Source organism: Streptomyces sp. NPDC026673 (assembly GCF_040638135.1).
Lineage (GTDB): Bacteria > Actinomycetota > Actinomycetes > Streptomycetales > Streptomycetaceae > Actinacidiphila.
The window spans coordinates 1-1590 of record NZ_JBEZXR010000185.1; the positions used below are offsets into that span (position 1 = coordinate 1).

Sequence of the window (1590 nt, forward strand, 5' to 3'; positions counted from 1 at the left end):
GGGCGCTCTCAGCCATCGGAGCCTCCGCCGCTCTCCGGCCGGGGCGGGACGGGACGGTTGTTCAGGTCGACGGAGAGGAAGATGTCGTTGGCGACCGGATGGCGCATCTCCTCGGCGAGCTGGCCGATGAGTCCGGCGGTGCGGGCGAGCAGCGCGAAGCCGCGCAGCAGCGGCAGCGGCAGCCCGAGGTCGGCGAGTGCGGCCCCGCACACGCCGGCCCCGTTGAGCGGCAGGGCCTTGCCCAGCACCTGGGGGTGCACGCGGCCGATGGCCGCGAACAGCGACAGATGCGGGCCGAACAGGCCCTCCTCGGAGGCGATGGCCATCAGCCGGGGCGTCCGGGGGTCGCCGTCCTTGTGCACGTGATGGCCCAGGCCCGGCACGAAACGGCCGGCCGCGCGCTGCTCGCGGACCAGGCGCAGCGCCAGTTCGTCCCACCCCGCGTCGTCGCGGGGCGGTTCGCCGTGCGCGGTGAGCGCCTCGTGCAGGAAGGTCCCGGTGTCCTCCGTGACGCCCAGGAAGCGGGAGCCGCCGCCGAGCAGGCCCGCGGCCAGCGCGCCCTGGACGGAGTCCGGCGCCGACAGGTAGGTCAGCCGGGTGACGATGGCCGTCGGGGTGAAGCCGTGGTCGGCGAGGGCGGCGAGCACGGCCTCGAACACCCGGGTCTCGCCCCGGCCGGGCCGCCGCTGCGTGGCCAGCCAGAAGGCGAGTTCGCCGAAGCCGACGGTGCCCATGACGTCCTCGGCGAGGTCCTGGCCGAGCAGGGTGATGCTCTTGCGGTCCGAGGCGCCCAGGGCGGTGGGGTAGCCGCCGGGCGCGGACGGGTCAGTCACGGGTCTCCTCCGGGTCTTCGGCCAGCCAGGCGCGCAGTTCGGCGCCGTGTTCGTCGAGCCGCGGCGGCGGCAGGTGGTACGCGGCGGGAGTGGCCGAGAAGGTCACCGGGTGGCGGGGCGTGGGCACCGCGCGGTCGCCCTCGCCCACGGTGACGACCGGTTCGAGGGCGAACCGTTCGGCCATGGCGAAGCCGCCGTCGATGGTGTTGATCGGCCCGCTCGGCACCCCCGCCTCGACCAGCAGCTCGAACCACTCGTTCGCGCCGCGCTTGGCCAGCTGTTCCACCAGCAGCGGCCGGAGTTCCTCCCGGTTCGCGGTGCGGTCGGCGTTGCGGGCGAACCTCGGGTCGTCGGGGACACCGGGGATGCCGAGGACCTCGCAGAGCTTGCGGAACTGGCCGTCGTTGGCGGCGGCCACGATCAGGTCGTTGTCGGCGGTGGGCAGGGGCTCGTACGGGAACACGCTGGGGTGCGCGTTGCCCATCCGGAACGGGACCTCGCCCCCGGCCACGTAGGCCGAGCTGTGGTTGACCAGGCCGGTCAGCGCCGACGACAGCAGGTTGACCTCGACGTGCTGGCCCTCGCCCGTGGCGTCGCGGTGCCGCAGCGCGGCGAGGATGCCGATGGTGACGTGGTTGCCCGCCATGACGTCGAAGACCGAGATCCCGGCACGATAGGGCGGCCCGCCGGGCTCCCCGGTCAGGCTCATCAGACCGGAGACGGCCTGCACCATCAGGTCGTAGCCCGGCACGTTCCG

General features: G+C 74.0%; 2 protein-coding genes. Both read right to left on the bottom strand.

What is annotated here, in order from left to right; genetic code table 11:
- Positions 1–8: 8 nt before the first annotated feature.
- Complete coding sequence (locus AB0F62_RS42760) at positions 9–833, bottom strand: citryl-CoA lyase (protein ID WP_361812325.1); 825 nt, start codon at positions 831–833, stop codon at positions 9–11.
- Positions 826–1590: CaiB/BaiF CoA-transferase family protein (locus AB0F62_RS42765; protein ID WP_361812328.1), on the bottom strand; the 765-nt coding region annotated here is incomplete at its 5' end. The genes AB0F62_RS42760 and AB0F62_RS42765, both read right to left, overlap by 8 nt.